This window comes from Novosphingobium sp. HNCC26DJ243, from assembly GCF_057180545.1.
This window is the reverse complement of sequence record NZ_JBXUGN010000003.1, coordinates 394,416-418,983: the sequence shown is the minus strand read 5'-3', so window position 1 is coordinate 418,983 and position 24,568 is coordinate 394,416. Positions and strand designations below refer to the sequence as shown.

General features: G+C 60.3%; 20 protein-coding genes and 1 tRNA gene. 13 read left to right on the top strand and 8 right to left on the bottom strand.

Translation table 11 applies throughout. The features are described 5' to 3' along the window. Positions 1–107: 107 nt before the first annotated feature. Positions 108–1,220, bottom strand: a complete 1,113-nt coding sequence (locus AC2A04_RS12490; RefSeq protein ID WP_484212659.1) for an NHL repeat-containing protein — start codon at positions 1,218–1,220, stop codon at positions 108–110. Between the two features lie 282 nt (positions 1,221–1,502). Here AC2A04_RS12490 and AC2A04_RS12485 point away from each other — a divergent pair, with 282 nt between their 5' ends. Then, entirely contained in the window at positions 1,503–2,792 is a 1,290-nt protein-coding gene (locus tag AC2A04_RS12485; protein ID WP_484212658.1) for a glycerate kinase type-2 family protein, read from the top strand. Positions 2,793–2,804: 12 nt separating this feature from the next. Here AC2A04_RS12485 and AC2A04_RS12480 read toward each other — a convergent pair whose 3' ends face one another. From AC2A04_RS12480 to AC2A04_RS12470, 3 genes are read right to left on the bottom strand one after another with little or no spacing between them, the layout of a single operon-like run. After that, positions 2,805–3,659, bottom strand: a complete 855-nt coding sequence (locus AC2A04_RS12480; protein WP_484212657.1) for a mannitol dehydrogenase family protein — start codon at positions 3,657–3,659, stop codon at positions 2,805–2,807. Between the two features lie 5 nt (positions 3,660–3,664). Beyond that, positions 3,665–4,561, bottom strand: a complete 897-nt coding sequence (locus AC2A04_RS12475) for a hypothetical protein (protein WP_484212656.1) — start codon at positions 4,559–4,561, stop codon at positions 3,665–3,667. Further along, the gene (locus AC2A04_RS12470) at positions 4,546–6,126 is read right to left on the bottom strand and encodes an L-lactate permease (RefSeq protein ID WP_484212655.1); all 1,581 of its coding nucleotides are present in this window, start codon (positions 6,124–6,126) and stop codon (positions 4,546–4,548) included. The genes AC2A04_RS12475 and AC2A04_RS12470 overlap by 16 nt, the downstream gene beginning before the upstream one ends. 304 nt (positions 6,127–6,430) lie before the next feature. Here AC2A04_RS12470 and AC2A04_RS12465 point away from each other — a divergent pair, with 304 nt between their 5' ends. Continuing rightward, a complete protein-coding gene (locus AC2A04_RS12465; RefSeq protein ID WP_484212654.1) occupies positions 6,431–7,798 on the top strand; it encodes a glycerate kinase type-2 family protein in 1,368 nt (455 codons plus the stop codon). 229 nt (positions 7,799–8,027) lie between these two features. Here AC2A04_RS12465 and AC2A04_RS12460 read toward each other — a convergent pair whose 3' ends face one another. Together AC2A04_RS12460 and AC2A04_RS12455 are read right to left on the bottom strand one after the other, a co-directional pair. After that, positions 8,028–10,199, bottom strand: coding sequence for an alpha-amylase family protein (locus AC2A04_RS12460; protein ID WP_484212653.1), 2,172 nt, complete (start codon positions 10,197–10,199; stop codon positions 8,028–8,030). A 27-nt stretch (positions 10,200–10,226) separates the two neighbouring features. Next, positions 10,227–11,120 (bottom strand): 2-hydroxy-3-oxopropionate reductase, encoded by an 894-nt coding sequence (locus AC2A04_RS12455; protein ID WP_484212652.1) that lies wholly within the window; start codon positions 11,118–11,120, stop codon positions 10,227–10,229. Between the two features lie 304 nt (positions 11,121–11,424). Between AC2A04_RS12455 and AC2A04_RS12450 the strand changes: the two genes are divergently transcribed. The 3 genes from AC2A04_RS12450 to AC2A04_RS12440 all read left to right on the top strand — a co-directional run bounded on the left by AC2A04_RS12450 (position 11,425) and on the right by AC2A04_RS12440 (position 16,410). Continuing rightward, positions 11,425–12,258, top strand: a complete 834-nt coding sequence (locus AC2A04_RS12450; protein WP_484212651.1) for an FCD domain-containing protein — start codon at positions 11,425–11,427, stop codon at positions 12,256–12,258. A gap of 325 nt (positions 12,259–12,583) precedes the next feature. Next, a complete protein-coding gene (locus tag AC2A04_RS12445; RefSeq protein WP_484212650.1) occupies positions 12,584–13,486 on the top strand; it encodes a cyclase family protein in 903 nt (300 codons plus the stop codon). Positions 13,487–13,545: 59 nt separating this feature from the next. After that, positions 13,546–16,410: a TonB-dependent receptor plug domain-containing protein gene (locus AC2A04_RS12440; RefSeq protein ID WP_484212649.1), complete on the top strand. Its 2,865-nt coding sequence runs from the start codon at positions 13,546–13,548 to the stop codon at positions 16,408–16,410. Between the two features lie 212 nt (positions 16,411–16,622). On the opposite strand, the gene AC2A04_RS12435 is transcribed toward AC2A04_RS12440, so the two are convergent. Next, positions 16,623–16,697: transfer RNA gene (locus tag AC2A04_RS12435), tRNA-Val, on the bottom strand. 98 nt (positions 16,698–16,795) lie between these two features. Here AC2A04_RS12435 and AC2A04_RS12430 point away from each other — a divergent pair. Continuing rightward, positions 16,796–17,107, top strand: a complete 312-nt coding sequence (locus AC2A04_RS12430; protein WP_484212648.1) for a DUF3297 family protein — start codon at positions 16,796–16,798, stop codon at positions 17,105–17,107. 17 nt (positions 17,108–17,124) lie between these two features. Here AC2A04_RS12430 and AC2A04_RS12425 read toward each other — a convergent pair whose 3' ends face one another. Beyond that, a complete protein-coding gene (locus AC2A04_RS12425; protein ID WP_484212647.1) occupies positions 17,125–18,021 on the bottom strand; it encodes a LysR family transcriptional regulator in 897 nt (298 codons plus the stop codon). A gap of 107 nt (positions 18,022–18,128) precedes the next feature. Here AC2A04_RS12425 and AC2A04_RS12420 point away from each other — a divergent pair, with 107 nt between their 5' ends. The 7 genes from AC2A04_RS12420 (at position 18,129) to mmsB (ending at position 24,562) form a co-directional block, all read left to right on the top strand. Next, entirely contained in the window at positions 18,129–19,628 is a 1,500-nt protein-coding gene (locus AC2A04_RS12420) for a CoA-acylating methylmalonate-semialdehyde dehydrogenase (RefSeq protein WP_484212646.1), read from the top strand. 88 nt (positions 19,629–19,716) lie between these two features. Further along, a complete protein-coding gene (locus AC2A04_RS12415; protein ID WP_484212645.1) occupies positions 19,717–20,211 on the top strand; it encodes a hypothetical protein in 495 nt (164 codons plus the stop codon). Positions 20,212–20,223: 12 nt separating this feature from the next. Continuing rightward, the gene (locus tag AC2A04_RS12410) at positions 20,224–20,526 is read left to right on the top strand and encodes an I78 family peptidase inhibitor (protein ID WP_484212644.1); all 303 of its coding nucleotides are present in this window, start codon (positions 20,224–20,226) and stop codon (positions 20,524–20,526) included. An 83-nt stretch (positions 20,527–20,609) separates the two neighbouring features. Next, entirely contained in the window at positions 20,610–21,752 is a 1,143-nt protein-coding gene (locus tag AC2A04_RS12405; RefSeq protein WP_484212643.1) for an acyl-CoA dehydrogenase family protein, read from the top strand. Next, a complete protein-coding gene (locus AC2A04_RS12400) occupies positions 21,749–22,819 on the top strand; it encodes an enoyl-CoA hydratase/isomerase family protein (protein ID WP_484212642.1) in 1,071 nt (356 codons plus the stop codon). The genes AC2A04_RS12405 and AC2A04_RS12400 overlap by 4 nt, the downstream gene beginning before the upstream one ends. Continuing rightward, the gene (locus AC2A04_RS12395) at positions 22,816–23,598 is read left to right on the top strand and encodes an enoyl-CoA hydratase-related protein (RefSeq protein ID WP_484212641.1); all 783 of its coding nucleotides are present in this window, start codon (positions 22,816–22,818) and stop codon (positions 23,596–23,598) included. The genes AC2A04_RS12400 and AC2A04_RS12395 overlap by 4 nt, the downstream gene beginning before the upstream one ends. Positions 23,599–23,647: 49 nt before the next feature. Next, positions 23,648–24,562, top strand: a complete 915-nt coding sequence (gene mmsB / locus AC2A04_RS12390) for a 3-hydroxyisobutyrate dehydrogenase (protein ID WP_484212640.1) — start codon at positions 23,648–23,650, stop codon at positions 24,560–24,562. The last annotated feature ends 6 nt before the right edge of the window (positions 24,563–24,568 follow it).

Here is a 24,568-nt window from a genome sequence, read left to right as displayed (position 1 = left end):
CCGCTGTTGTCGGGTGACCGGGTGCTCTCTGATTTCCTGGGCAGGTTAGCCTTTAGGCTGCGTGGCGAAAAGGCCCCGGGTTTCCACATGACGGAAATGCAGCTCCCTTAGTCTTCTGCGCATTGGTAGTTTATGGTCAGTCGACGGACGCGCCTTGCCGTGACCTCACTCACATACAGATGTCCAATGCCGTCGCTTGCGACCAGGTGTGGTGTGGTGAAAGCCGGTCCGTTTCCGGCGCCGGTGCCAATTCTGCCAATCACAGACATCCGGCGTCTGTCGACGACGACAATTGCTTCGTTGCCGAAATCTGCAACAAACATGTAGCGTTGCTTGGCGTCGTCGGAAAAGGCGATCCCTGAAGCAGTCGTCGCAGAGCGAAGGTTCCTGTCGATGAAAATCTGCGAGAGGAACTTTCCGCTACGCGTGAACGCCTGGATGCGTTGATTGTTGCGATCGGAAACATAAACCGTGCCATCACGAGCAAGTGCAACACCGTGAACGCCATTGAAGTCTGGTGGCCCATCTCCGACCTCTTTCGAGAATGGCTTGCCAGCTGTGCGGGGCGGTGGTGCTGCGTCGGTGGTAGGGAGCGAGCCGAAGGCGCCCCAGGACCGAAGGTGCGACCCCGAAGCGGCGTCGAAGATGACCACCCGGCGGTTGCCATATCCATCGGCCACGTAGATCTCGCCGCGTCTGGAATCGATCGCCAGATCGCCCGGAGCATGCACGTTCGCATAATCTCGATTGCCTTGGCTCGCACCACGCCGGCCAATCTGCCGAACAAATTTTCCTTCTCTGGTGAATTCCAGGATCATGTCATCGGCCTGGGCCGCATCATTGCGAAAGGAGCCGGAAATCCAGACATGCCCATTGGATGCTACGGCAAGGCTGTGTTCTACTGTTGGCCATTCGTATGAGCTGTCAGGTCCGCCAAATCCACCGTCCAGGGCACCGTCCGGCCCGAACCTGACTACTGGCGGGAGCGCTCGGCCGCGCTGCTCGGCCAACAGTGTGCGTGGCCGATGAAGCACCCAGATCTTGCCCTTGGTATCTACCGACACTGCACTGACGTCACCAAGAAACCGATCAGGTGGAATTTGCAGGAATTTATCGTCGGCAACGATGCAAGGCATCGAAAGTGCTGCTCGATGCGAATTTCCCGCTGTTGCAGTCGAAAACGCTACCAGGACGGTGACGCTGATTGCGCGCAGCAGCATCGACTTGCCGTGACGACTTCTCTGCAATCTGTCAGTGCATTCTCGCCACATTCCACCGCTCCACATGCGTGTGCCCAACTTGACGGCACAGAAGCCTACACCTTTGACTGCCATTAAAATATTGCGCGATATCCCGCATAGTGGAACAGCTAGGCGGCAACATTGCGAGATGCTTGCGGCGACCGAGGCGGCGGGGCAAGCGATGACTGGGATTGAAGCCGGTTCGACCGGGCCTTGGGTGGGCTGTGCGATCGAATGCGGCGGGGGAGGTAGGTAGCTGCAATGTGTGATGGCCTGCTATCGAGCCCGGAAGCATCGCACAGGCAATTCCTGCGAGAATTATTTGACGTTGCGCTTTCAGCGGTTTCGGCTGAGATCTGCGTTCCACCCCATCTACCTGCCCCTGCAATCGGCAAGACCCTTATCCTCGGGATTGGCAAGGCCGGGGCGTCGATGGCGCGCGTTGCCAGTGGTTTGATGGAGGGGCGCGTAGAAGGCATCGTGCTCACTCGCTACGGCCACAGCCTGCCTGCCGAACAGATGCCGCCGGGCATGGTCATTTTCGAAGCCGGACACCCAATTCCCGATGAGCACGGCCTGAAAGCCACCCAGGCAATATTGGCGGCGGTTCGGGATTTGGGGCCAGATGACCAACTGCTGGCTCTCGTGTCAGGCGGAGGATCGGCTCTGCTGACCATGCCTGCTGATGGGATCACACTCGACGACAAGCGATCTGTGACGCGCGAACTGCTTTTGTGCGGCGCCTCGATATCCGAAATCAACTGCGTGCGCACCCACCTGTCCCGGATCAAGGGGGGGCGCCTGGCAATCGCGGCAAGCCCCGCGCGGGTCGTGACCCTGGCGTTCTCGGACATTCCCGGCGATGATCCAGCACTGATCGCGTCTGGGCCGACCGTATCGGATCGAACGCGTCTTGCCGATGCAAAGCGCATCGTCGAGCATTATAACATACCATTAAACGCCTCCGTTCTTGCTGCACTTTCCGACCCGGAGAACGAGACGCCAACGGCAAGATCGGACTCTTTGCCGCGTTTGGAGACCAAGGTCATTGCCCGTTCGCAGAACGCGCAGCAGGCAGCCGGCCAACTCGCTTACGCTCACGGATATACGCCCGTATACCTTGGTGATATCGAGGGCGATGCATCTGAGACGGGCATCGTCCATGCGGCACTGGCACTGCATCATGCGGGCAAAGGTGGGCGATGGGCCTTGCTTTCCGGCGGAGAGACGACTGTCGTGGTGCGCAACGCCAAGGGCAGGGGCGGCCGCAATTCGGAATATCTGGTCAGCCTTGCAAGCGCCTTGGGCGGTGCGCCTGGCATTTCGGCCCTAGCGTGTGACACCGACGGCATCGACGGGACACAGGACAATGCCGGCGCCATAATCGATTCAACCACCCTTGCTCGCAGCTTGGCTGCAGGCTTTTCCGCTCAGGAAGCGCTGGCGAGCAACCGCACCTACGATTTTTTCCATGGACTGGGTGATCTTGTCATCACGGGGCCAACGCGCACCAATGTCAACGATTTGCGAATTATTCTGGTCGACAGATGAGCCGATAGCTCGTCAAGGCAGTCGGGCCGTAAATGCTGCCAGATCCTGTCGATTGCCAAACTGGGCACCGCCGTAGTCCCATTGCGGACGACCCTGCACGAAATCGTCCTCGATAAACCAGCGCGCACCGGGTGAGGCGAGAACGCAAGCACGGTCCCGCAGGCCGCTTGCTCGTTGGATGACCGCGCTGCTGTCGGTGTCGTCGGCTCCCAGCACGATGCGTAGCCCGGCAGAGCAGGGGCAGCGGCATTCATTCAAGAACCATTCCACCAGATCAGGCTCATGTACCACCAGGTACGCTAGCAACAGGTCCCGCAGACGGTCACCGTTGTTCGGCATTTCGTCGCAAGACAAGAGCGTAAGTCCAGGCAATCCCGCTATTTTACGGCGCCATAGGCCCTGCGTGACGAAGTAGTACAAGCTATGGCTGTGCGCGCGATCGAAATCGAGCACCCCTTTCGGATCGGCACAATATCCCGCCTCGGTGACAGTAAAGCTTACTATCCGTGTCGATGGTGCGGCAATTGCAGAGATTACCTTTCGACTATCCTCGCTGGCAATCAGTACGTCGGAAATCGCTCCGACGACGCGGAGATTGACGCCGAACTCGTCCTGCTCGCCCAAGGCGTAAAGCCCATCCTGGGCCGCCAACCGCCGCGCGACGAGAGGAGTCCTAAGTGACACCGCAGTGATTGCCCAATTGCCGAGGTCGCGGGACAATGCCGCGTCGGTATACCAGGCAATGCCCGCCCGCAGCATGGCGCCGACGCCCAGATGCACGATTCCGGAGCCGATACGCCGCTTGCGATAAAACGGGCGTTCGACTCCACGGGGTAGCCGCACGAGCGTACGATCCGAAAGATACATGTTATTCAGCCTCGTACGGCTGGCGGGACGACCGGTTGGCGGCATTTGACGACGGTGAAATCAACATGCCCCAGCTGACCGTAGTCTGCGTGATAGGTGCCCGTTTTCAGGTCCAGCTTGTCCCCGATTTTTCCGGTCAGGACGATTTGATCGCGGGTAATGTGATAACCTTGTGAAATCAGCAGGTTGATAGTTCTCAGTAGACTTGGCCACTGCCCGCCGAGGGATTCCACTCCAAGGCCCTTGGTGCGGAACTGACCGTCGTGTCCAATTGATGCTATTGTCTTGTCCAGGTCAGTCGCCAAAGGCTGCTGCGCAGACCCCACAACAAAGCGGGCCGACGAAATGTTGGCTGCCACCATGTCGAGTGCCACATAAGATTTATCGTCGGCATAAGCGATGTCCGGCATTTCGACGACCGGCAAGACGGAATGCACCGCCTTCTGCAGAGCTTCGACAGAAGCAAGAGGCTCTCGTACTTCCTGTCCGAACATGAAGCCCAGCTTCATTTCCAGCACCGGGCGTCGATAGCCGCAAGTCTCGATCACGCTGCCAGACCTTGCGTGGCCGTTCTTGAATAGAACGCCGACCAGCGGCCCGTTCGCCTTTCGGTCGGCCAGCGACTTGGCCGACATCAAGCTGCTCTTGTAGCCGGCAATCCCATTGCCCTTCTGTGTTTCTCGATCCACAAGTCTGCGTTGAACCGCATACGCTCCTTGAAGATCGAGGCCGGCTATCACGGACGTTGCGGGTATAAACGTCGTTCCGGTACGACTGGCGCTTTCCATTGCGTCGATATACCGGGTCTCGGCCATGGATGGATTGAGGGCGCAACCACTGGCCATAACTGCCATCGCCAATCCGATGATCCGCTCAAGAGAACCGCTCACGGGATCATCCATGGGAATGCGTACTGCTGCAGCATGACGAGGACACCCAGCAAGAGGGTGAGTAGAATCGAGTGCCAGAACGTGCGCGCAAGCACTTCACCTTCGCGCCCCTTGATCGCGGTGGTGGATGTCCCGGTCGAAATGTTCTGAGGCGAGACCATTTTTCCCATCACGCCGCCCGAAGCGTTAGTTGCGGCCATGAGCACGGGATCGAGATTGAGCTGGTTCGCCGCGACGACCTGCAAGTTTCCGAACAGGGCGTTGCCCGAGGTATCGCTTCCGGAAAGAAAGACGGCGAGCCAACCAAGGAAGGCCGACACCAGCGGGAACAGAAACCCGACCGATGCCACCCCGACGCCAAGCGTATAGGCGATGCCGGAATAGTTCATCAGGTAAGCCAGGCCAACGATGAGCATAGTGGTCAGCAAGGGCAGGCGGACCTGGCTTACGGTACTGGCAAGAGCCGTGCGCAGTTGAGACATTGACAGGCGTGTGAACATTGCCGTGACGAGTGTCGCGACCAGAATGGCCGTGCCGGTGGCAAGGGGTTGGAATGTCCAGACTGCGGCGTAAGGCTTCCCGTAAGTCGTAATGAAGACCTGGTTATGCAGTCCTGGCCACTCGACCTTGATCTGACCGATCGTGTTGATTTCGAAATGGACCCACGCGATCACGATCACCGAAAGGATCAGCCAGGGCATCCACCCCTGCCATGCCGCATGGACCGAGGGTTCATGTTGCCGCTCGACCTGATCCACCGGGTAAAGGGCGAACCGAGGGTCGAATTGTGGGCGCCAAAGCTTCACGAAAGCGAGCGTGAGAATGAGCGAGGTCAGTGACGATAATACGTCGGTTAGGGCATAGCCTATAAAATTGGACGATACGAACTGCATCAAGGCGAAGCTGCCGCCGGAAATCAGCAGGATCGGCCAAATGCCTTTGAGTGCGCGAATGCCCCCATAAACCGCCATGACATAGAACGGCAAAAGCAGTGCGATGAATGGCAACTGTCGACCGATCATGGCCCCCAGTTCAACATCGTGCAACTGGGTTACTGCGGCCAAGGTCGTCACGGGCGACCCCAGAGCGCCAAAGGCCACCGGCGCGGTATTGAAAATCAGCGTGAAGACGACTGCATCGATCGCGCTGAAGCCCAATGCGATCAGCAGGGCGCTGGTAATCGCAATCGGCGCTCCAAAACCGGCGATGCCCTCAAGGAGGCAGCCGAAGGAAAAGCCGATGACGATGAGTGCGACCCTCCGATCATTCGGCAAATGCTGGAGCATCCAATCGCGAAACGCGGAAAAGCGTCCCGATGCTACGGAGACGTTATAAAGCAACAGCGCGTTCACGACGATCCACATGACCGGCCATGCGGCGAATGTCGCTCCTGCGGCGACACTCTGCAGTGCGAATTTGAGCGGTAACTGCCAGATTGCAGTCGCAAGGCCCAGACCTACGATCAATCCCGCGCTCGATGCCTGCCAAGCCGGCCGACGGAGTACTCCCAAGAGTATCAGGACGACTGCAATAGGGACTGTCGCGACCAGGAACGAACCGAGCAGGCTCCCTGCCACAGGTGTAACCAATTGATGGAACATTCATCTCTCCCGCCGTGCAAGGTCCGTACTGCAAGGTCGAACGCGTTTTGGGTAGGTTGCTGACCAACGCCATTCAAGTGGTAAAATAATTTTTCAGATTGTGGAAACCTGTGGCCTGATGATGACTCGACACTCGCTCGCGCTCGATCCCGAATGTCCGTCATCTCAGTGCAGGAAACACGGAAGGAAGTTTGATTCTGTCAGCATTTCCTTTGGTTCTCGCGGATCTATAGGTTGGTTTCGCGAAAAGTTCGTCTGCGCTTCAGGGAAAATACCATCCGTGCAAAGAGCGTTGCCGACATTGGTAAGTTTTGATACCCAAAAAGCAAATCACGAGCCTTGCTCGCTCGCAGAGGACCTACCATTGCACCGTTCGCATACCGCTCAGATTGTCTGGAATACACCAAAGGTTCGGTCCCTCTTGCGACACCTGTTCGACGTGGCAATCGCAAGCGCAGACCCGATCAGGGTTCTCTCTGCCCATTTGCCGGAGCGCCCGACAGGGCGATGCGTGGTCGTGGGTGCTGGCAAGGCAGCTGGATCGATGGCCAGGGCAGTCGAAGCTGCCTGGCCTGACGTGGATCTGTCCGGGATCGTTGTCGCTCCCTATGGCTATGGAGCGCCTTCTGGACGCATCGTCATACGTGAAGCCGGTCATCCGGTACCCGACGGGGCAAGCGAGGAAGCTGCACGCGCCGTGCTGACGGCGGTGGCGGGACTCTCGCCAAATGATCTGGTTTTGGCGCTTATCTCGGGCGGTGGCTCGGCGACCATGGCGTTACCTGCGTCGGGGCTGACCCTTGCTGACAAACAGATCACCAATCGGGTGCTGCTGAAATCAGGCTTCGATATCCGAACGATGAACGTCGTTCGCCGCCGGTTGTCTGCTATAAAGGGGGGGCGCCTTGCTGCCGCAGCAATGCCAGCCCGCGTCGTGACCCTCGGGATCAGCGACATTCCCGGGGATGACCCGGCCTCGATTGCTTCAGGCCCAACGATACATGACAGGGATTGTCTACACGATCTTTCTCCCGTGCTTGATCGGATAGGTCATCTGCTTCCCCAGGCCGTAGTCGAGATTCTCGCTCAACCGTGCGGATCGGCCATGACCGCATTCGATGCGGATTTCCGGATGATCGCAACTCCGGCGCAGGCTCTTGAGGCAGCGGCGGAGGCTGCGAGAGAATCCGGCCTTGAAGCGGTAATTCTGGGTGACGCCATCGAAGGCGAGGCGAGCCTGATCGGCCGCCAGATGGCGGCTCTTGCGCGGCAACCTGTCAATCGTCCGACGGTCTTTCTATCAGGCGGCGAGACGACGGTTACCATTGGTGAACGCCGGGCCGGGCGGGGCGGACGCAACACGGAATTTCTCTTGGCATTGGCGTGTGACCTTGCCGGAGCGGCAAATGTCTGGGCAATTGCTGGCGATACCGACGGTGAAGACGGAGCAACCGGCGGCGTCGCAGGAGCAATCATCGATCCCACCACGCTTGATCGTGCGAGGGCCGCTGGTCTTGATGTGGAGGCAAGCCTAGCAGGACATGACAGCGGCGGTCTCTTCGAGCAACTTGACGATCTTGTCATCACTGGCCCAACGCTTACGAACGTGAATGATTTCCGCGCAATTCTGGTCATGCCTCAAGCTTAGCCGACTTTCTCGCCAACCCAGGTCATCACGTCCAATTCGGTTTGCTTGATGCGAGCAGCACTCCGGACTGTCGCCTTTTCTCGTCGCGCATTGGCAATCGATTTTGTGTGAAAATTGCGGAAATTTCAAATCACTCTGGCGCCGATTTCTCATGGCCAATTTCAAATAAGGAAGCCGGCAACCTCAATGAGACTGCCGGCTTCCTCTGTTTGCCGCAGGGCAGGCAACATCAGATGAGAATTGCCTCGAATGCTCCAACCGGCGGCAATTCGAACCAGGTGCGATCGTCGCCCGCCAATGTTTCGCCCTTGATCGATTGTCCTGTCACAAGGGCCTGCGCCGCACTTGCGCCTCGCACCCCAAGCTTCAGGCCATGCAGGCGCGGTGCATCGTCATACCGGCCGTTGCGCTGTCCGGCATAGTTGACCACGTGAAGCAGCGTTTTTCCGGCAACTGTCCGTTGCGCCGTAATTTCCACAGCGCCGTCGCCCGTGAGCGTCCACTGTGCAGGCGGTGCAAATCGCTCGATCAATTTGCCCAGAAGTTCCTGATGGATGGGTAGACCGTCGCGGTAATAGTGCCAGTCAAACAACCAGGGCACATGGACCACTTGCCCCCTTCCGAATGTCCGCGCGATGACGCCAGGGTCGGTCCGTGCGGGATCCCCCGGAATAGCATAACTGAACTCCGGTGGTCCGAAGCGCTGGTCAGGAGCGAATGGCACAAGGTCCGAGCTGCCTTTTCGCAAGGTTCCGCCAAAATAGAGACCGTCGATCGGAATGCGCTCACTCGCGAAGTGGAAGGTGCCTTTGGTCGGGTCGAGCGACCACCCTTGGGCGGGCGCAGGCTTGCCATAAGCCTCGGTCGGAAAGGAGGCCATGGTCGTTCGGTCGAGTGCGTAGCCGCGTTCGTCGAAAGCGCCGAACATTCCCGAGGCAATAAGCACGCCCCCTTGGTCCACGAAAACGTCCAGTGCGCGCGCTTCGGCAGTTGAAAGCAATAAGACGTGAGGCGCCACGATAACATCGAACGTCTCTCGCAGCTTGATGGTGCCGTCTGCAGTTCTCTCACCGCTAAGGAGCTGGAATGGTATGCGGGAATCCACCAGCGCACTATATGCACCGCGCCAGGACCCGTTACTGAAGCGAGAGTACGGCGTCGCACCGCCAAATCGATTGGTTGCTTCGGAGTAGTACAACCCGACGCGGGCGATTGGCCGGGCCCCCTGGTAGTGCGCTGTGTTCGCAGCTTCCCATCTGTAGAGGTCAGATATTGGTGGAAGATAGGTTGGATCATCCTGATCGGCGAGCGATCCCATAAGGTAGAGGTCGAGTTTTGCGCCCACGGCGAGCATTTGCGCAAATCGGTTCAGGTGATACGCCGCTGTCTCGGTAACCTGGCGCCAAGGATAATCGATATGTGCCGCAGACGTCGATGACCAGGGCTTTCCAGGATGTCGTGCCAAAGCCGTCCGGCACTGTTCTCCTGACTGATATTGCCATTCAGGAGCGGCGCGCGAGACTCGTCGTTGAACTTCGCCGCGTCCAACTACCGCATATTTGTCGAAGCGCGTGATAGGTACGCCGGGGATGAGCTTTGCCGAAAGATCGGCCGCTATCTGGGCTACGGCATCGGAAGTGCGCTCCTGGAAATCGAGATAGTCTCTCCAGGAAGGATCGGCAAAACCATCGACCTTGGGCAGGTCCTTGCCATACATTTCGCGGAAGCTGCGTCGACAGTTCTCGCAAACACAGATGCCGTGGTTGATGTTGGCATAATCCGTCTGTGGATAGCCCGTCATGTTGAAGAATACGCCGTCGGGCTTGTACTTACGTAATGCCTCACCGAGAATTAGCGGCCCGTATTCCTTTGCCCAGCCGCCGTTCGGACAAGCCTGATAGGTTCCTGCAAACTCTCGAGGAGTGCCGTCCCGGTTAATCATGAACCAGTCCGGGTGCGCGTCGTATGCGCCTTTCATACCCTTCGACAGGTCGAATCTGCCGATATAGGCCAATCCCTCGGCGTGAGCCGCTTCGATCATCGCGGCCACGAAATCCCCTTGCATGTAGGGATTGCGGTACTGGTAGGGTAATTTGGTCGGGTAGAAGGCGACAATGCCTCCTATGTTGGAAACGATCGTGTTACCGCCGAACTCACGAACCGCACGGGCGATCTTCCGAGGATCTTCGCGGATGTCGATCTCGCGAAGATTTGTCTGCACGATCCTGTAGTCCTGCTCCCACCAACGCTTTGGCGAAAAGGTGCCCAGAACTTTGCCGGAGATGGCGGGCGACGCGCGAACGCCACCGGCAAAAGCCAGTCCACTCAATGTCATTCCCTGCAACATCAGGCGGCGCGACAGCGCACCTGCTGGGCTCGGCCCATCCAAGGTGTTGGCCATTTTTCTCTCTCCCGTATCCCTGATGTATTATTCAGATGTCGCTGCCACTTCGTGCTGCGCCAGCACTTCAAGGGCCCGCACCATTCCGGAATGATCCCAATCCGCGCCGCCCTGCGCAACGCAGGCGCTGAACAGCTGCTGCGCGGACGCGGTTGCTGGAAGGGCCATTCCCAGCGTGCGAGCGCTCGATAATGCCAGATTGAGATCCTTCTGGTGCAAGCTGATCCGGAAGCCGGGAGCGAACGTTCGGTCAATCATGCGCTGGCCATGCACCTCGAGCACGCGCGACGCGGCAAATCCGCCCATAAGCGCCTGCCGCACGCGGTTCGGATCGACCCCCGCCTTGGAGGCGAAAAGCAGCGCCTCGGCGACAGCCTCAATATTGAGAGCGACGATTATCTGGTTAGCCACCTTCGCCACCTGTCCGGCGCCCACTTCGCCAACCAGTGTGATGTTCTTGCCCATAAGCGCGAACAAGGGTTGGACCCGCTCGAAAACCGCCTGATCTGCACCGCACATGATCGTCAGGCTCGCCGCCTTGGCACCGACCTCGCCTCCCGAGACCGGGGCATCGACATAGAAGCATCCGGCCTGCTCGACCTTTTCGGCAAAGGTACGGGTGGCAATTGGATCGATCGAACTCATGTCTATCACGCACGTGCCAGGGCGCAGGGCTTCGACGATACCGTCATTCCCGAACAGCGCAGACTCCACATCCGGTGTATCGGGCAACATCAGGATGATGATCTCGGCATCAGCTGCCAACTCGCGGCGGGACGACATGACGCGAGCCCCGCCTTCAAGAAGTTCGGCTGGCGGTGCCGACCGATGCGGGGCCAGCAAAAGGTCGTGCCCGGCGGCCAAGAGGTGCCCTGCCATCGGCCGGCCCATAATTCCCGTGCCGACAAAACCAATCTTCATTAATCAACTCCTCGAAACGGGGTGAAAATCGTGCAGTGCCTTCCGATGAAGGCGACGGAAAACGCACTGGAATTCTTCGAAAGTGGATATCTAATTATACCAAAATTCGCAACACGCAAAATTTGGGTCGATACCTTACCCAAGGGTTGACAACAGCACTGCATTTGATTCGGAATGTCGTGCGCAGTGTGCGAGACGGCCAGGCCTTGGGCCGTTGCGTCACGCGCGCGGCGTGTAGTCAGCGAAAAGTTCCGGGTGGTGGCCATGCGGCGCATTTGTTATCCACCAACCATTGCCCCAAACCTTGGTTGCCAACCATTCTTCTGATTTCGGGAAATCCATGAGTCTGCCATCAATCAAGCCTGCCAAGCTCGCCGACGCGATTGCCGACCACTTCCGTCAGTTGATCCTTGAAGGCGCGCTGCAGCCCGGTGAGCGGCTACTTTCTGAGCGCGACCTGTCAGCAAAGCTTGACGTATCGCGACCGTCCCTGCGCGACGCGTTCGACAAGCTGGTCAACGAAGGTCTTTTGACCGCGGATTCACAAGGGGCTGTCTACGTGAGCGAGGCTGTCGGGCGAAGCCTCCGAGATCCGCTCGTATCGCTGATGGACACGCCAGAAGCGCGCATGCACGTCATGGAGCTTCGCTCTGTCATAGAAGCCGCGGCTGCCGGATTTGCGGCCGAGCGGGCGTCCGAACTGGACCGCGAGGTCATCCGCCGTCGAATGGACGCTATGATTGCGGCCCATGAAAACAAGGACGTAGACGATATTGCTCGCACGGACGCGGAGTTTCACCTCGCGATATACGAGGCAAGTCACAATCTCATGATGATGCACATGATGCGGAGCCTCGAGACGGTCTTGCGTTCCAATGTCTATCTCAACCGCAAGAACCTTTACGAACATCGGGTCGAGAAAGATGCCCAGCTTCAAGAGCACCAGGCCATTTTCGACGGCATTATGGAGCGCAATCCCGCGCGTGCGCGCGAGGCTGCGCAGCTCCACATGACGACCGCTCTCAAAACGCAACAGGAAATCCACGATGCGGAAAAGCGTCTTCAGGCGTCAATCCGGCGACTCGAACGCGGCGACCTCATCGCGCCGCAAAAACGTCGTGGTCGCCCCCGCGCCTGAGACTTAAAAGGCGCCGCCGTCGTGCCGAGGACCCGGTCACTCGTTGGTGCGGCAAAGGCATCGTGACAGTGGCTCCCGCATGCCGGGGACGAATTGAAGCGCCGGTCGCCGATCGTACTATCGCTATATTACAGCATCCTGGGGGCTGGGTGGCGACCCCTGCCTTGCAAAAAGTCCAACGCCTGGCAACCAGACAGCGGCCTGGTTGTATTGTGACGCCGACCTCTCCCGATCTCCCGGGCGAGCCGTCACGCGCGACCCGCTTTCAATCAATTTGCCACTGCAAACTCGCATCCAAATTGTTTTGGAATAAAAACTATACCACTTGACGGAACTGCTAACAGACTTATCCAAAAGGATATCGAGGCAACATGATCTCGGCTTTTGGAGGGGTGAGGTGGTCGATTCCGGGGGATCAGATCTCGGCAGGCGCGGTTTTCTTGAAGCTATTGGTGCGCTGGCTGCCGTTGCCGCATCCTCGGCATCGGTGCCGTGCGCTGCCGCACCAGTCGACGGTGCGCAAACGTCAGTGCGCTTTGGCAGTCACAGCCTGCGTTTCTGTGATCTCACGCATCGGCTGACCCGGCAATTCAACTTCGATCCCTCGAAGCCACGGCTGTCAATGGAGGCAGTCGATGGCTCGGGCGTCGCGGTCGGCATGAAAATGCACCGGCTCGCGTTGATCGAGCATACCGGCACGCACATAGATGCGCCCAGTCATTTTGGCGCCGAACTTCGCAGTCTGGGCGAGATTCCCTTGGCCGACTTGGTCGTGCCTCTAGTCGTCCTCGACATAAGCTCCCGGGTCGCTGCGTCGCGTGACGCGCAAGTGGAGCCTGAAGATATACAGGCTTGGGAACGGCAATACGGCCCCCTGCCGGAGGGGTGTTGCGTGGCAATGCATTCAGGGTGGGACCCTGTGGCGGAAATGGCCCGAAACGCCAGCGACCGACACTTCGCTTCTACCGGTTTTGGTATCGAAGCGGCCCGCATGCTTATCCAGCGCAAGAACGTGAAGGGCATCGCTGTCGATGCCATGACCATCGATTCCGGTCCGAACGTTCCTGCTTATCCGGTTCACCAGCAATGGCTGCGCAGCGGCCGTTGGGGGATCGAGGGGATAACCAATCTGAAGGTGGTTCCGCCTTGCGGCGCCCTGCTGGTGGTTGGTGCCGCTCCGATCGCGGCCGCCACAGGCCTTCCAGTGCGTGCCATGGCTTTTTTCTGAACATCGAAGAATCGGCGGCCAACGCCGGGCAATGGTCAAAATCAACGGGAGTATGCAGAATGAAAGCAGCGTTTCTTGCGCGCCTGAGTATCGGTGCCAGCCTTTTCGCCATGTCGGTTGTCGCCCAGGCGCAGGATGCGGTGCCAGGTGATACGGCCGAAGCGGTTGACCGCGAAAGCGCCTCGACAACGGCTCCGGATCAGATCCTTGTGACTGGTTCACGTATTCAGCGACAGGGTTACAGTGCCCCGACCCCGCTGACCGTGCTCAATTCCGACGAGTTGATCCGCAAGGCTCCAAGCAACGTCCCTGATGCGCTCAACCAGCTTCCCCAGTTTCAGGGTTCGATCAATCAGAACATGCAGGCCGATACGGGTGCCTCCAAGGTTCGGTCTGGCAACTATCTCGATATCCGTGCGCTCGGAGCCCAGCGCGTGCTTATCTTGATGAACGGCCGGCGTGTGCCGCCGACGAGCAGCAACGGTGCGACCGACGCAAATCTCATTCCGCAAATGCTTATTCGCCGGGTCGATGTCGTAACTGGCGGTGCGTCTGCGGCATATGGGTCCGATGCAGTTTCGGGCGTAGTCAATTTTGTTCTGGACGACCAATTCAAAGGTCTGAAGCTCAACGCCCAAAGCGGGATTTCGACATATGGCGACAATGGCTCGCACAAGTTTGCCGGTGCCTTCGGGCAGAGCTTTCTCGACGACAAACTGCATGTGATTGCAAGTGCAGAATACTATCATTCGGACGGCATTGGCGACCGCTCCTCCCGCGAAACTTCAAGTGGTGAGAGCACGCTGTCGGGGATGACCATTGGTGGGTCGGGCACAGCACTTGCGCCTTACTACTACGTATCTAATGCGCATCTGAATTCACAGACATTCGGTGGACTTGTCACCAGCGGCCCTCTGGCGGGCAAGCAATTCACGCCCGGTGGTGGGCTTGCATCCTTCAATCCGGGTACTCCGATCCCAGGGCGACCCGGTTACGGCGTTGGCAGTGAAGGCATTATCTTCCCTAGCAATCAGCGGACTGGCGCCCCGTCGTTGACCACGAAGCAGTTCTTCGGCCGGGTCTCCTATGAGGTCGTTCCCGAGATCACCGCCTTTGTCGAAGCGAGTTACAACACGGGCCGCAACGCGGACCGCAATGCATCTCCGTTCTCGCCCGGTACCGGGACCGTCGTGTTTGCCGAAAATGCTTTTCTGCGACCGGAAATAGCGGCGCAACTGGTTCCCGGCAGCAGCTTCCGCATGGCGCGTAGCTTTCGCGACTGGGCAACCGATCCCACTGAGCAGAAGAGCCGCAACATAATCGTCAATGCCGGAGTCGGTGGCGCGCTCGGCGGCGTGAAATGGGACATTTATTATACACACGGAAAGAGCACCTTCGAAACCGAGTCCTATCAGCTCGAAAACCGCAAGTTCTTTGCGGCTATGGATGCGGTAAGAAACAGTAGTGGACAGATTGTCTGCCGCATAACTATCACCAATCCGGGCCTGATGGACAACTGCATCCCACTCAATATTTTTGGTGAAGGTTCGAGCAGCCAGACTGCCATAGATTTCGTTCACGGCACTTCCAGGTGGAAAGCCGTGAACAAGATGGATCTCGTCGCAGCGAACTTCTCTGCTGAACCTTTCAGTCTTTGGGCAGGGCCGGTTTCCATCGCTGTTGGTGGCGAATACCGCCACCAATCGATCGTGCAGACCAGCAACGGAAACCCTGCCGTGCCTACCGATTTTACCGGAGTTCGGGGGGCTACGACCGCCAACCGCTTTGCATCAGTCAACGTCGGGGTCGGGGCAGGTGCCTATACCGTCAAGGAAATCTATGGTGAGGTCGCGCTTCCTCTGGCCCGCGATTCCGCAATTGGCGACCTCGATCTCAATGGCGCTGCACGGTACACCAATTACAGCACTAGCGGTTCGGTGACGACCTGGAAGGTCGGCGGTAGCTATCAGCCAATTCCGGACATTCGATTCCGCGGGACGCTTTCACAGGATATTCGCGCCCCGTCGCTCTTCGAACTGTTTGCCGGCAAGCAGCAGACAACGAGCCCGCTGACCGACCTGCATACGGGCACGTCATCCAACACGAATGTGATCTCTTCTGGCAATCCAGGTCTCAAGCCCGAAGTCGCGCGGACTTTGACGGTCGGAGCCGTATTCAGCCCGAGGTTTTTTCCGGGCTTTAACCTTTCGGTCGACTATTATCGTATCCGCATCCGGGACGCGATCGCACAACCCTTCACCTATATCCAGATGGCCGACCTTTGCGAACGCAGCAACGGCGCAAGCGAGTTGTGCGCCCAGATCATTCGCCCGTTCGGCTTCGAAAATCGCACGCCGGCAAACTTCCCGACCGAAATCCGACTGCAGAATCTCAATCTGGCGCGTACCAAAGTTGAAGGTCTGGATATCGAGGCAAGCTATCGTATGGCTGCGCTCGGTGGCACGATCGGGGCACGCCTGATTGCTACCCGGCTTTTCCATTACCGGCAGCAGAATTCATCGGTCTCGCCGGTTGTCGATTTCGCAGGCAATGCCGATTTCATTCAGGGTTTCTATCCGTTGCCATTGCCCAAGTGGCGTGGGAACCTCGAGCTTTCCTATGTCAGCGAGACCTTCAACGTCAGCTTGCAGGAACGCCATATCGGCGCATTCAACAAATCGGATCAGTTTGCCTATCTGAACAATCGCGTTCCCGCGACATGGTATACAGACTTCAACATCGGTTACCGTCTTAGCGATGTCCCGGCGAACCCCGAACTCTACCTTACCGTCAACAATGTCTTCAACCAGAAGGGCCGACTGTTCCTCATTAGCCCGTTGACGGGCCTCAACATTCCAACCGCGCGCAGCGTCTACGATATTGTCGGCCGCTATTTCACCGTCGGCGTCAAAACGCGCTTCTGAACCTTTCGCGCGGTCACCTTTTAAGGGTGGCCGCGTGCGCATGCCCGTCCTTGCTGTCGCCGTTACCAAAACTCGTCATGAGGCCTTGGTCCCGGCGCGGCGAGGGCCGATTGACCGAGACCTGACGTAGCATTGGTCTAACGTCAAAGCTCTGGTCAAGCTGCACCCTGAGCCAGCGAAACTTCCACCTGATCGGTTAGTGTCCGAAAAGATGGTGGGCGCGACAGGGATTGAACCTGTGACCCCACCCGTGTGAAGGGTGTGCTCTACCGCTGAGCTACGCGCCCGCCGGGGCAGACAAACGGGTGTCTGCTAGGCAGGGGCGCGCCTCTACGACGGCGGGGCTTGATTGACAAGTGGGGCAATCAAGATAATTGCGCGTCCCATGACCGACGAAACCACCACGCCCGAAACTGTGCCCGCTACCTCGGGGCCCGACGTGCCGCCCGATCGTCTTGCGATCAATCCGCGCAGCCCGTTCTTCGATGCCGACAAGCTGCGTCGCGGTATCGGCATCCGCTTCAAGGATGTCGTGCGCAACAATGTCGAGGAATATTGCATCACCGAAGGCTGGGTGCGGGTTCAGGCTGGCAAGAGCATGGATCGCAAGGGCAACCCCCTGACCATCAAGCTCAATGGTCCGGTCGAGGCATGGTACGAAGATCTGGGCGAAGACGCGCCAGTCGCCAAGGCCTGATCGCCACACGGGCGCGGCTACCTCGGTAGCAATCGTCCGCGTTCACGCATCACAAGGGCCGTCAGCCAGTCCTTGAACGCCCGCACCCGCGCCAGGTTGTGCGTGTCCTTGTGCGTCACCAGCCAGAACGAGCGGGTGATGCGGCGCTCGGGCAGGACCGGCACCAGCCACTTGTCCGAATCGCCGATAAAGCAGGGCAACACGCCGATACCGGCGCCTGCCGCAATCAGGCGATGCTGCGCGTTGATCGAGGACGAGCGCACCGTTGCAACGAGGTCGGGCTCGATCTCCGCTAGATAGCGCAGCTCGGGCGCGTAGAGCAGGTCGGGGATATATCCCACCAGCCGGTGCCCGCGCGCGAGGTCCCCTGGCCGGTCCGGCATGCCCTTCTGCGACAGGTAGCCGCGCGTCGCGTAAAGCCGCAGGCTGTAGTCGGAAAGCTTGCCCGCGATCACAGGCCCGGCGCGCGGACGCGACAGGGTTACCGCAAGATCGGCCTCGCGCTTTGACGGGCTGAGAAAGCCGGACGAGGCCACAAGGTCCACCACCAGAAGCGGGTTGGCTTCGACGAATGTGCGCATCGCGGGGGCGACGATCCAGCTGGCAAAACCTTCTGACAAGCTGACGCGAAGGAGCCCTGCTGGCCCACTTCCGCTCGCAGCATGCTCGGCAATCCGACTTGCGGCCTGCTCCATAGCCTCGACTTCGGCTAGCATGGCCTCGCCCGCTTCGGTCAGGACCTGTCCTTCGCGAGTCTGTTCGAACAGGGTCACGCCGGTGCGCGTCTCGAGCCGGCGCAAGCGCCGGCCCACCGTCGTCGCATCGACGCCCATTGCGGTGGCAGCACGGGACAACTGTCCTGCGCGCGCCACGGCGAGAAAGGCCTGGAAATCGTTCCAGTCGGAGGACTGCATCGGCACACCTGCAAATTTGCAGGTCGATGTCGCATATTCTCATCTTGCCTGCAATGATTGCCGGGCCCATCACGCACCGCAAATTCGGTTTGGAAAAGGACAGGCACATGCGCCAGGTAGACCATTTCATCGTTGGCGGTTCGGGCAGCGCGCCCTTGCGCAAGGGCGACATTTTCGATCCCAACAACGGTGGCGTGCAGGCGCAGGTCGCGCTCGGCACCGCCGAGACGCTCGAACGCGCCGTGCAGGCAGCACTCAAGGCTCAGCCAGCCTGGGCCGCAATCAACCCCCAGCGCCGCGCCCGCGTGATGTTCCGCTTCAAGGAACTGGTCGAGGCCAATCTCGACAGCCTCGCGCATATGCTCTCGTCAGAACACGGGAAGGTCGTCGCCGACTCCAAGGGCGACATCCAGCGAGGGCTGGAGGTAGTCGAATTCGCCTGCGGCATCCCGCACGTCCTCAAGGGCGAATACACGCAGGGTGCGGGCCCCGGCATCGATGTCTATTCGATGCGCCAGCCGATCGGCATCGGCGCGGGCATTACCCCGTTCAACTTCCCCGGCATGATCCCGCTGTGGATGAGCGCCGTTGCAATCGCCACGGGCAATGCCTTCATCATCAAGCCTTCGGAACGCGATCCTTCGGTTCCGGTGCGCCTTGCAGAACTGTTCATCGAGGCAGGCCTTCCCGAAGGCATCTGTCAGGTCGTCCATGGTGACAAGGAAATGGTCGACGCGATCCTCGATCACCCCGCGATCGGCGCGGTCAGTTTCGTCGGCTCGTCCGACATCGCGCATTACGTCTATAACCGCGGCGTTGCTGCCGGAAAGCGCGTTCAGGCGATGGGCGGTGCCAAGAATCATGGCATCGTCATGCCTGATGCCGATCTCGATCAGGTGGTGGGCGATCTGTGCGGCGCGGCCTTCGGTTCGGCAGGCGAGCGCTGCATGGCGCTGCCGGTGGTCGTCCCCGTCGGGCAGGACACGGCCGAAAGGCTGCGTGCAAAGCTGATCCCGGCGATCCACGCGCTCAAGGTCGGCATCTCGACCGATCCCGAGGCCCACTACGGCCCGGTCGTTACGCAGGCACACAAGGACAAGGTCGAGGCCTGGATCGCCAAGTGCGTCGAGGAAGGCGGCGAAATGGTCGTGGATGGTCGCGGCTTCACTCTGCAGGGCCACGAAAACGGCTTCTTCGTCGGCCCCACCCTGATCGACCATGTCACGCCCGACATGGACAGCTACCACAACGAGATCTTCGGCCCGGTGCTGCAGATCGTGCGTGCCAACGATTTCGAGGAAGCGCTCGCCCTGCCGAGCAAGCACCAGTACGGCAATGGCGTGGCCATCTTCACGCGCAACGGCCATGCCGCCCGCGAATTTGCCGCGCGGGTCAATGTCGGCATGGTCGGCATCAACGTGCCGATCCCCGTGCCGGTCGCGTATCACACCTTCGGTGGCTGGAAGCGTTCGGCTTTCGGCGATACCAACCAGCACGGCATGGAAGGCGTGAAGTTCTGGACCAAGGTCAAGACGATCACGCAGCGCTGGCCCGATGGCGGCGTGGGCGAGCTCGCCAACGCATTCGTCATCCCGACAATGGGCTGAACCCTTGCGGGCAGCGGTCAGCCTGATGGAAAGGAACGCTCCGGCGCGCGTTGGCAGGTCATCTGCCAACAACACCGGAGCTTTTCCCATGACCCGTTGCCTCCTGCCCGCCCTGCTTGCGCCGCTCATGCTGGCGGCCTGTTCCGATCCCTCACCCGACGAGCCCACAGCCGCAGCCAGCCCCAGCCTCGCGCCCACGGTCAGCGAGTCCGAAGCCATGGCGGCCCCGGTCGCACCGGGCGCAAGCGAGGCTCCCGGCGTCGGCGCCGCCACGTTCCCGGCTGCCATGCGGGGCAAGTGGGGCGTGAACGAGGCGGACTGCGATCCCAAGCGCGGTGACAACAAGGGCATGATGACGGTCGCCGAAAAGTCCGTACGCTTCTATGAGTCGATTGCCGAACTCGGCGCCTTGCGTGACAGTAGCGACAGGGCGCTGCGTGCGACCTTCGATTACGAGGGCGAGGGCATGGCCTGGCAGCGCGATGCACAGTTCGAACTGGCCGATGGCGGCAAGACCCTGATCCTGACAGAGTATGGCGAGGATGCCCCGCAGGGGCCGCGCCGCTACAGCCGCTGCGGTTGAGGAGTGCCAAGGATGCGCAATCTCGCCTGTGCTATAACTGTTCTCTCGATCGGACTTGCCGGATGTGCGGCCGCGCCGGTCGATCCGGCAGACCTTCCTGCCATGCCGGCTGGCAATTGCAGTGCCGAGCCTGCCAAGGCACTTGTCGGACAAAAGGCCACGGCCGCTTCGGGGGCAGAACTCCTGCGCCTGACCGGCGCTCGTGGTCTGCGCTGGGTGCCACCGCGCAGCGCGGTCACGATGGATTATCGCGCCGACCGGCTCACGGTCCGCTATGACGATGCTTATGTGATTACCGCAGTATCCTGCGGCTGAAGCTTGACACCGCCGGGCGGCGCCAACCCGCTGCCCGGCATCATGAGGGGCATGGCCTTGCGCCGTGTGACGGAAAGAACGAGATGACCGACCAGTTCGCGCTATCCGAAGACCAGATTGCCATCCAGGACATGGCGCGTCGCTTTACCGCCGATGCCATCACCCCGTTTGCTGCGCAGTGGGACGAGGATCACACCTTCCCGCGCGACACGATCAAGGCCGCAGCGGAACTGGGCTTCGCCGCAATTTATGTCAGCGAAGAAGCAGGCGGCATCGGCCTTGGGCGGCTGGAAGCGGCATTGATCATGGAAGCCATGGCCTATGGCTGCCCGGCGACCAGCGCCTTCATATCGATCCACAACATGGCCGCGTGGATGATCGACAGGTTCGGAGGTGACGAAATCAAGGGGCGCTATCTGCCCGCTCTCGTCACTATGGAGTTGATGGCGAGCTATTGCCTGACCGAGCCCGGTTCGGGCTCGGATGCCGCTGCACTCAAGACCACTGCGCGGCTCGACGGCGATGTCTATGTCGTCAACGGCACCAAGCAGTTCATATCCGGGGGCGGTGTGAACGACGTTTACGTCACGATGGTGCGCACATCCGACGACGGCGCGCGTGGCATTTCGTGCCTGGTGATCGACAAGGACATGCCCGGAGTCAGCTTCGGCGCACCTGAGCGCAAGCTTGGCTGGAACGCCTCGCCCACCGCGCAGGTCATCTTCGACAACGTCCGCGTGCCGGTCGCCAACCGCGTAGGTGCCGAAGGCGATGGCTTCAAGTTCGCCATGGCGGGCCTTGATGGCGGGCGACTCAACATCGGCGCGTGCTCACTTGGCGGAGCGCAGCGCTGCCTCGACGAGGCGGTGGCCTACGTCAAGGATCGCAGCCAGTTCGGCAAGGCCATTGCCGAGTTCCAGAACACCCAGTTCCAGTTGGCTGACATGGGGACCGACCTTGAAGCCTCGCGTGCGCTGCTCTATCTCGCCGCGGCCAAAGTCACCGCCAACGCGCCCGACAAGACGCGCTTCTCGGCGATGGCCAAGAAGCTGGCAACTGACAACGGTTCCTCGATCGTTGATCGCGCACTGCAGATGTTCGGCGGCTACGGCTATTTGCGCGATTACCCGATCGAACGCTTCTGGCGTGACCTGCGCGTTCACCGCATCCTTGAGGGCACGAACGAGGTCATGCGCATGATCGTGGGAAGGGACCTGCTGAAGTGACCGATGACGTCATCGTTACCCGCAAGGATTTCGCGGGCATCATCTCGCTCAACCGGCCCCGGGCCATTCACGCGCTGACGCTCGACATGGTTCACGCCATAACTGCCGCGCTGCTCGAATGGCGCAATGATCCTGCTGTCGGCGTTGTCCTGATCGACCATGCCGCCGCGCCCGATGGCGATCCGAAGCTGTCGCGCGGCTTCTGCGCTGGCGGCGACATTGCGTTCCTGCGCAACTCTGCCCTGAACGATGGCGGCGTCTCGGGCCGCAAGTTCTTCCATGACGAATACCAGCTCAATCATCTGCTGATGACTTACGGCAAGCCGACCGTGGCGTTCATGGATGGCATCACGATGGGCGGCGGCGTCGGCATTTCCGGGCCGGCCACCTTCCGCGTCGCCACGTCGAACACGAAGCTTGCCATGCCCGAAACCGGTATCGGCCTGTTTCCCGACGTGGGCGGCGGCTGGTATCTCTCGCGCCTGCGCGGGCGGCTTGGCCAGTACCTTGCCTTGACCGGCGCGCGTCTCGATGGCGCGGAATGCGTCTGGGCGGGTCTTGCCACGCACTATCTTCCGTCGGAAAACCTCGCCGAGGCCAAGGTGCGCATCGCTGCCGATCCTTCTGCGATCGCAACGACCCTGCGCGAACTTTCGGCGGTTCCGCCCGAGGCGAAGATCGCCGCACAGGCCGAGGACATCGAGCGCCTTTTCGCATCAAACCGCTACGAGGACATTCTCGCCGCGCTCGTGGGTGATGGTTCGGACTTCGCACAGGCAACGCTGGCAACGCTCCGGACCAAGAGCCCGCAGACCTGCAAGGTGGCGCTGCGCCAGTTGTCCACCAGCCTGACCCTCCCCGATTTCGCGGCGAACATGGCGATGGAATACCGGATCAGCGCGCGAGTGCTGACCCTGCCCGATTTTGCCGAGGGCGTGCGCGCAGTCATCGTCGACAAGGACAACGCACCCCAGTGGTCGCCCGAGACGCCCGAAGGCGTGACCGACGATCTTCTCGATGCCATCTTCGCGCCGCTGGGCGCAGCAGACGAATGGAAACCGCTATGACCTATGAAACCATTCTCGTTGAACAAAAGGGCGCCGTAACCCTTGTCACGCTCAACCGTCCGCAGGCGCTCAATGCGCTCAATTCGCAGGTTCTGGCCGATCTAATCGATGCTTTCGCCGCCTTCGAAGCCGATCCCTCGCAGCGCTGCGCGGTGCTGACCGGGTCGGGCGAAAAAGCCTTCGCCGCCGGTGCCGACATCAAGGAAATGGCCGACAAGCCCGCGTCGGATTTCTTCAACGAAGATTTCTTCGCCAAGTGGACCAGCCACCTCGTCAAGACCACGCGCAAGCCGTGGATTGCAGCGGTGAACGGCTTTGCGCTGGGCGGCGGCTGCGAACTCGCCATGATGGCCGATTTCATTATCGCTTCGGATACGGCCAGGTTCGGCCAGCCCGAGATCAAGCTGGGCGTCGCTCCCGGCATGGGCGGATCGCAGCGCCTGACGCGCGCCGTGGGCAAGGCCAAGGCAATGGACATGTGCCTGACAGGCCGCATGATGGACGCCACCGAAGCCGAGCGCTCGGGCCTGGTGTCGCGCGTCGTGCCGCTGGCCGACCTTGTCGCCGAGGCCCTCAAGACCGCCGAAGCGATTGCCGCGATGCCGCCGATGGCCGCCGTCGCCAACAAGGAAATGGTCAACGCCGCGTTCGAGACCACGCTCGATCAGGGCCTGCTGTTCGAACGCCGCCTGTTCCAGGTCCTCACCGCGACCGAGGACAAGGCCGAGGGAATGAAGGCCTTCGTCGAAAAGCGCCCCGGCGTGTGGAAGGGCAGGTAGCCGAACTGCCTCCGTTCGTGTCGAGCGAAGTCGAGACACGGGCGCGCAAGTGTCTCGACTTCGCTCGACACGAACGGGCTTTGGAGTTCCTGAAATGAAAATCGCATTCATCGGCCTCGGCAACATGGGCGGCGGCATGGCCGCCAACCTCGTCAAGGCGGGGCATGACGTTCACGCCTTCGATCTTGCCGAAGCAGCGCTGACCCGCGCGCAGGAGAACGGCTGCTCCACCTATACCTCGGTCAAGGAAGCGGTGCAGGGCGCAGACGCTGTCGTCTCGATGCTGCCCAACGGAGCCATTGTGAAGTCGGTCTATGCTGCCGACGTCATCGGCCATGCGCCGACCACGGCCCTGCTGCTCGATTGCTCGACGATTGACGTCGCCACCGCGCGCGAGGTCGCCTCGGCGGCGGACGGGGCAGGATACGCCATGGTCGATGCCCCAGTCTCGGGGGGGATTGCCGCGGCCAATGGTGGCACGCTGACGTTCATGGTCGGCGGCAGCGAGGAAGCCTTCGCGCGTGCCGAGCCGATCCTTGCGGCAATGGGCAAGGCGGTGATCCATGCCGGCGCGAGCGGTGCGGGCCAGGCCGCCAAGATCTGCAACAACATGCTCCTGGGCGCCTCGATGGTTGCCACGTGCGAGACCTTCGCCATGGCCGAAAAGCTCGGGCTCGACCTGCAGACCTTCTACGACATCTCCTCCAAGGCCTCGGGCCAGTGCTGGTCGATGACGTCGTACTGCCCCGTCCCCGGCGTTGGTCCCCAGAGCCCTGCGGACAATAACTACCAGGGCGGCTTTGCCACGGCGCTCATGCTCAAGGATCTCAAGCTCGCCATGGCGGCGGCGAAGGATGCAGGGGCGCAGGTGCCGATGGGCGCACGGGCGGAAGAGCTTTACGCTGCCTTCGCCGATGCCGGAAATTCCGGGCTCGATTTCTCGGCCATCATCAAGTCGCTCTGAGCGACC